General features: G+C 36.6%; 6 protein-coding genes and 1 pseudogene. 6 read left to right on the top strand and 1 reads right to left on the bottom strand.

The window, feature by feature from the left end:
- Positions 1–94: 94 nt before the first annotated feature.
- Together msrB and msrA are read left to right on the top strand one after the other, a co-directional pair.
- Complete coding sequence (msrB, locus tag WBN20_RS04980) at positions 95–556, top strand: peptide-methionine (R)-S-oxide reductase MsrB (RefSeq protein ID WP_424271354.1); 462 nt, start codon at positions 95–97, stop codon at positions 554–556.
- Positions 546–1,094 (top strand): peptide-methionine (S)-S-oxide reductase MsrA, encoded by a 549-nt coding sequence (msrA, locus tag WBN20_RS04975; protein ID WP_424280923.1) that lies wholly within the window; start codon positions 546–548, stop codon positions 1,092–1,094. Before msrB ends, msrA begins: the two co-directional genes overlap by 11 nt.
- Positions 1,095–1,194: 100 nt before the next feature.
- Here the strand turns inward: msrA and WBN20_RS04970 are convergent, their stop codons facing one another.
- Positions 1,195–3,324, bottom strand: a complete 2,130-nt coding sequence (locus tag WBN20_RS04970; RefSeq protein ID WP_424280922.1) for a carboxy terminal-processing peptidase — start codon at positions 3,322–3,324, stop codon at positions 1,195–1,197.
- A 319-nt stretch (positions 3,325–3,643) separates the two neighbouring features.
- Here WBN20_RS04970 and surE point away from each other — a divergent pair, with 319 nt between their 5' ends.
- The 4 genes and pseudogenes from surE to WBN20_RS04950 form a co-directional block, all read left to right on the top strand.
- A complete protein-coding gene (surE, locus tag WBN20_RS04965) occupies positions 3,644–4,423 on the top strand; it encodes a 5'/3'-nucleotidase SurE (protein WP_424271352.1) in 780 nt (259 codons plus the stop codon).
- Positions 4,416–4,700 (top strand): hypothetical protein, encoded by a 285-nt coding sequence (locus WBN20_RS04960; protein WP_424271353.1) that lies wholly within the window; start codon positions 4,416–4,418, stop codon positions 4,698–4,700. Before surE ends, WBN20_RS04960 begins: the two co-directional genes overlap by 8 nt.
- A gap of 1 nt (position 4,701) precedes the next feature.
- A complete protein-coding gene (gene lpxB, locus WBN20_RS04955; RefSeq protein ID WP_424280921.1) occupies positions 4,702–5,814 on the top strand; it encodes a lipid-A-disaccharide synthase in 1,113 nt (370 codons plus the stop codon).
- A gap of 33 nt (positions 5,815–5,847) precedes the next feature.
- Positions 5,848–6,062, top strand: a pseudogene (locus tag WBN20_RS04950) (C40 family peptidase); the annotation flags it as partial.

The following is a 6,062-nucleotide window of genomic DNA, read 5'->3' as shown; positions in this document are numbered from 1 at the left end:
ATAAATCCGACAAAAATTACTTATTTTCCCTTTCAGGGAATTTATAAAATTTTAGAAAAATTAAATTTGAAATACTCACTATAAATATAATATGATGTTGACTTGGAAAAACATAATGAGCTTTACGGTAAACGGAAATCCTGCACCAGACAGGCGTGTTGAAAAAACAGAAAATGAATGGCGTGAAATACTTACTCCGGACCAATTTAGGATTGCCCGAAAAAAAGGAACTGAAGCACCTCATTCAGGAGCATTATGCAGCATACATGATGCCGGTAAATATTCCTGTATATGCTGCGGCACCCCTTTATTTGATTCCACCATTAAATTTGAATCAGGAACAGGATGGCCCAGTTTTACACAACCTATTGAAGAAAATGCCATAAAATATGAAAAGGATGTCACATTTGGAATGATTAGGGTGGAAGTGCTTTGCAATACCTGCGACGCACATTTAGGGCATATATTTCCGGATGGCCCTGAACCCAGTGGACTTCGCTATTGTATTAACTCTGAGTCTATGAGAATTGAAAAGGAGGTTGTTGATGGAAAGTAAAAAATTGGAATTGGCAACTCTGGGCGGAGGTTGTTTTTGGTGTACCGAAGCTGTTTTATTAGAAGTAAAAGGGGTAGAAAAGGTTGTCTCAGGATATTCAGGTGGGAATGCTCCAGGCAAGCCTACTTATAAGGAAATATGCTCCGGACTAACTGGTCATGCAGAGGTAATACAGCTAAGCTTTGATCCTGATATTATTTCTTTTCATGATTTATTAATGATTTTTATGACTACTCATGACCCCACGACCCTAAACAGGCAGGGTGCAGATGTTGGGACACAATACCGTTCCGTCATTTTTTACCATGACGAAAATCAAAAAAAGGTGGCAGAAGGGGTGCTAAGTGAACTGTCTTCCTATTATGAGGATCCGGTGGTTACAGAATTAAGCCCGCTAAAAATATTTTATGAGGCTGAGGACTATCACCAGGATTATTATCGGAATAACCAAAGTCAGGGTTATTGTAATTTTGTAATTACTCCAAAATTGGCTAAGCTTAGAAAAATACATGCAGACAAACTTAAAAATGCTATTTAAGTATTTCTCTACTGACCATAGTGGCGCTTAAATTAACTAAAAAGAGCTCCGGTAATTTTATTTTACCGGAGCTCTTTTCTTAACTGTAAACAAGTATTTACTAGCCTTTTACACTTGCTAATTTACCGTTTTTAATATTGTTTATTTTTAAATCCTGAAGCACATTTATTGCCTCTTCTACATAGACATCCTTTGCAAGATTAATATGCCAACGGTCGCGCTTTTCCCTTAATGCAGGATCTTTCGTGAAAAGTTCTTCTTCGTATTTCAGAGATTCAAATGTCAAATGCGAGTCGTAATCCGATATAGTCTTGAAATAGGTAGATTTTGCTTTATCCTTTTTCTCTTCTCTTTTGTAGATATCAAAATTAAGAGAAACTACATTTTCATCCTGCTGTTCCTTAAGCCATTTGGCGTTTTCTTCAATTAAAGCAATTTGTGAATTCGCAGACATGCGTTTGGTACTATTCTCAATAGTTGATTCATAATCAATATACCCTTCCCAAGGCTCGTAATCTGCCGGGGATATTTTGTCCCAGCTCAAAGGATTACGCTGATCTCTTTCCCCCAGGTCGATATAACTGTATCTATCTGGAACAACAACATCACTTTTAACGCCTTCCAACTGTGTTGATCCTCCATTTATCCTGTAAAATTTTTGAGTTGTAAGTTTTATAGCTCCCAGATCACCGTGCTCATTACTTCTAACAATATTTTCTAAAGGGATTACATTTTGTACTGTTCCCTTACCAAAAGTCTGCTTGCTTCCAATCACTACAGCTCTTTTATAATCTTGCATGGCAGCTGCCAATATTTCAGAAGCTGAAGCTGAAAGTTCATTCACTAAAATAACAAGCGGACCATCCCATTGAATTCGTTCATCTTTATCCTCATATACATCCTTATCTTTTCCGGAAGACCTAACCTGAACTATAGGACCATCTTTTATAAAAAGACCAGCCATTTCCACTACTGTTTTAAGAGATCCGCCTCCATTGTCCCTAAGGTCAATTACAAGGCCTTCTGCACCTTCCTGCTTTAAAAGCTCAACTTCCTTGGCTACATCAGTAGCAGCATTTCTTTCGGCATAATCATTAAAATCCACATAGAATTTAGGAAGGTTAATAATCCCGTATTTTTGATTTTCTTTAGTAACCGTTGCAGATTTGGCATAACTTTCTTCCAGTTCAACCACATCTCTTGTAATAGAAATTTCTTCGACAGAGCCATCCACTTTCCTAACAGTTAAATCAACCACCGTACCCTTTGGACCTTTAATTAGTTTGATAGCATCATCCAAACGCATCCCAACAATATTTACCGGTAACTCACCGTCCTGGCCTACTTTTAAAATTTCGTCTCCAACTTCCAGTTGCTGATTTCTCCACACGGGTCCACCGGAAATGATTTCGACAATCTTAGCGCCCTCTGGCTTCTTCTGTAATCTTGCGCCAATCCCTTCAAATTTACCAGACATGCCAATGTCAAATTTATCTTTCTCCTCCGGAGCGAAATAATACGTATGAGGGTCAAATTCATCAACTATTGTATTGATATAGTATACAAACCAATCTTCTCGTTTAAGATCGTCTACAAAGTCGAAATATTCATCCAGTGTCTTTTTAGTAGATTCTCTGGCCTCTGATTCCATTTGTGAAACTGCGATACTCTCGTAATCTGAATCATCTTTCTTTTTTTGTTCCTGCTCTTTAAATTTGGAATCATAAGTCCCAATAGTGGCGTATTTTAATTGTTTCCTCCATCGCTCTTTAAGTTCATTTCTGCTTGCTGCAAATGTCTGGTCCTTGTAATCAATATCAATAGATTCTTCAATTGAATAATCGAAAGGATCACTTAAAACCTCAGCATAAACCGATTTGGCGTTTTCCATTCGCTTCATGAATTTGGAATAAACCATATTAAAGAAAGATATATCTGTATTTCTTATCTGATCATCTATTTGAAATTTGTATTTCTCAAATTCCAAAATATCTTCTTCCAGAAAGTATCTTTTTGTAGGGTCAATTACGTCTATAAAATCTTCAAAAACACTAACTGAGAAATCATCATTGATTTCTTTAGGTTCATAGTGCCCGCGTTCCAGAATATATGTAATAAGATCTAAAAGTAATTTATCCTTATCATCATTTTCAAATGACTTGTTGGTAAAACTGCATGATGCCACCGCAATAAGTATCACCAAAAATCCAAGTATGAGGTTTCTTTTCATGTATTTTTTTTTATTTGTGGCTCGAATTAACCCACTTAATCACAAACTTTAATAATATAAAAAACATAGCAATGCCAATGAATTCCCTAAGATAAAGAAAAAACCATGCCACTTTGCAAGCCTGCAGCATTAATTTTTTGTTAAACACCGTAAGGATTTGTTTCCAACAAGCTTTAATAATCAACCAGTTGTGCCTATTTTCAGGTATTGAGAAACTATATTCAAGAACATGCCATAACTATTGTTTTTGAACGGGTCCTCCACTGGCGCACCATAATAACATATTAAAAACGTATTTTTGCCGTAGAAAGTATGCAGTATGCAAAAACCCCTTATTCTGGTTACCAATGACGATGGAATAACGGCCCCGGGCTTAAGAGCATTGGTTCGGTATATGAAGACAATTGGAGAAGTGGTAGTTGTAGCGCCAGATAGTCCACAATCAGGAATGGGACATGCCATAACACTGGATAATACACTTTATTCTAAGAAGGTTACCATAGATTTTGAAAATGGAGGCCACGAAGAGTATAGCTGCAGCGGAACGCCTGCCGATTGTGTAAAATTGGCACTTCAGGAGATACTTGGGAGAAAACCAGACCTCTGTGTTAGTGGTATAAATCACGGTTCTAATTCTTCTATAAATGTTATCTACTCAGGAACCATGAGTGCTGCAATCGAAGCAGGAATTGAAGGCATACCCGCTATTGGGTTTTCATTATGCGATTATTCATGGGAAGCAAATTTTAAAACCTGTGAAATAGCAGTTAAAAAAATTGTAGAAGAAGCATTAAATAATGGAATTCCTAAGGGAGTTGTTCTCAATGTAAATATCCCTAAAACAAATGATGAAGGTATAAAAGGAATTAAAGTATGCCGACAGGCAAGAGCCAACTGGAAGGAAAAGTTTGATAAACGAACTAATCCAATGGGCAAAGATTACTATTGGCTTACAGGTGAATTTGAATTATTAGATAAAGGAGAAGACACTGATGAATGGGCCTTAAGTAACGGCTATGTCTCGGTAGTTCCCACACAGTTTGATTTAACAGCACATCACGTCATACAAGATATAAACAACTGGTCTTTAAATGAATAATAAAAAAGAAATAGTTATTGGTTTCGCGGTTGGAATTATTGCCAATATCATAGGAACACTTATGTATATAATTCTGTTTTCTGATTTTGGGGTTATGGAAACATTCGATGCAGCAGTTAAACAAGGGCATATTGGCAGTTTACTAGCTTTGGGCGCAATTTTAAATCTAATCGCCTTTTTTGGCTTTCTAAAATTAAGAAGAGATCAAAGGGCAAAGGGAGTATTAGTTGCCACTTTACTTACTGCATTGATTATTCTCTATTATAAGATTTTCTAGAATGAAGTACTATATTATCGCCGGGGAAGCTTCCGGGGATCTGCATGGATCAAATCTTATTAAAGCAATTCTTGCTAAAGACACCAATGCCAGGATCCGCTGTTGGGGTGGCGATCAAATGGAAAAAGCCGGTGGAACTCTTGTAAAGCACTATAAAGAGATGGCTTTTATGGGGTTTTTGGAGGTAATAGCCAATTTAAATACCATATTTAAAAATATTAAATACTGCAAGGAAGATATTAAAACTTATAATCCGGATGTCATTATTTTTATTGATTATTCAGGTTTTAATTTGAGAATTGCCAGCTGGGCCAAAGAACACAACTACCGTACTAATTACTACATTTCACCTCAAATATGGGCTTCAAGGGAAAGTCGGATCAAAAATATCAAAAGAGATATTGATGCAATGTATGTCATTCTGCCATTTGAAAAAGAGTTCTATGAAAAAAAACACAATTACCCCGTAAGTTTTGTAGGGCATCCACTAATTGATGCCATAGGGCAAATTGATATTGGTAATGAGCAAGATTTTCGAAATGAATATAAGCTTGATCCCAATAAGCCAATTATTGCCCTCCTCCCCGGTAGTAGAAAGCAGGAGGTTCAACAAATGCTTGGCATTATGTTAAAGATTACAGCTTCGTTTCCTGATTATCAATTTGTAATAGCAGGAGCTCCGAGTCTGGATATTGATTTCTATTCAGAATTCTTAAAAAATTATACTGTAAATCTTGTTTTTAACAGATCCTACGAATTGTTGAGCCATTCACATGCCGCTCTGGTGACCAGTGGTACAGCAACCCTTGAAACAGCTTTATTAAAAGTCCCGCAGGTTGTCTGCTACAAAGGCAACTGGGTTTCCTATCAGATTGCGAAACGAATAATTACTCTGGATTACATTTCCTTAGTTAATTTGATCATGGGAAAAGAAGTGGTAAAAGAACTGATTCAGTCAGATTTGACTACAGAAAACCTGAAGCAAGAGTTGATCAAAATACTTGATGGTCCAATGCGCGAAGCACAATTAAAGGCCTATATAACATTAGAAAAAAAGCTTGGTGGCAAAGGTGCAAGTGACAATGCTGCAGCACTTATAATAGAAAATGCTTAATTTTAGTTCCTGGTAGATCATTTATATCCTGGGATGAATAGAAAGATTTTTGTTTTTTTAATCGTTATACTCTTTACCGGATGTGGTATTGTTAAAAAGAAATCCACTTATGGCAAGGAACGGACTGTTACTGTTGCAGCCTCAGAAAAAGACAGTTTAACCACGGAAGAAAAAATTCCTGATTCTAAAGTAACTGTCGTCGTCCTCGAAAAAGCTGATCTCATTATAAATACGGCTATGGCTTATTC

Origin of the sequence: Eudoraea sp. (assembly GCF_049665975.1) — a bacterium.
Classification (GTDB): domain Bacteria; phylum Bacteroidota; class Bacteroidia; order Flavobacteriales; family Flavobacteriaceae; genus Eudoraea.
The sequence above is the reverse complement of the archived record's forward strand: the minus strand, read 5'-3'. Positions and strand labels throughout refer to the sequence as shown.